1 protein-coding gene is annotated in these 745 nt (G+C 58.9%); it reads right to left on the bottom strand.

Annotated elements, in window-relative coordinates; genetic code table 11:
- Positions 1-67 precede the first annotated feature (67 nt).
- Positions 68-745: IS256 family transposase (locus tag MHX64_RS11885; protein ID WP_239357652.1), on the bottom strand; the 678-nt coding region annotated here is incomplete at its 5' end.

Below are 745 nucleotides of genomic sequence, written 5' to 3'. Positions count from 1 at the left end.
AGGTCAAGTCCTGTGTAGTGGTGTAGCCGTTTGTGCTTTCGGCTCGGTATGAAGTTCGGGGTTTTTGTTAGGCGGTTAGCTGGTGGTGGTTGCCATGATCACCTCCTGTTTGGTGCATGAGGTGTTTGGTCTGTTCGAGTGCGGACAGTGACATGTAGCGTTTTTGCTGGATCCAATCGTCGTGCTGCTCTGCGAGGACCGCGCCGACAAGCCGGATGATCGATTCGCGGTTCGGGAAGATACCCACGACATCGGTGCGCCGGCGGATTTCCCGGTTTAGCCGCTCGGTGGGGTTGTTTGACCACACCTTCGTCCAGACTGGTTTCGGGGCTGCGGTAAACGCCAACACCTCATCGAGCGATTCCTCCAGATAGGCCGCAACCTGGGGGAACTTCGGCTCCAACAGGTCAACGACTTCGCGGGCTTGAGCCCAAGTGGATTGGGCGTCGGGTTGTTGGAAGATCGTCTGGAACATCGCAGAGACCATCGGCCACTGGGTTTTCGGGACTTTTTCGTAGAGGTTTTTCGCGAAGTGGGTGCGGCACCGCTGCCACGACGCGTCAGGCAGCACCTCGGAAATTGCGTGCTGGATGCCCTCATGGGCGTCACTGGTGATCAGGAAGACCCCGCGAAGCCCGCGGGCTTTTAGGTCTTGGAAGAAGCCTTTCCACGATGCGTTGGATTCCGCGGTGGCGACGTGCATGCCGAGCATTTCGCGGTACCCGTCGGCGTTGACCCCGGTGGC

This window comes from Corynebacterium sp. ACRPZ (genome assembly GCF_022346205.1).
Classification (GTDB): Bacteria; Actinomycetota; Actinomycetes; order Mycobacteriales; family Mycobacteriaceae; genus Corynebacterium; species Corynebacterium lehmanniae.
Note: the sequence above shows the minus strand (reverse complement) of the source record. Positions and strands in the feature narration are given on the sequence as shown.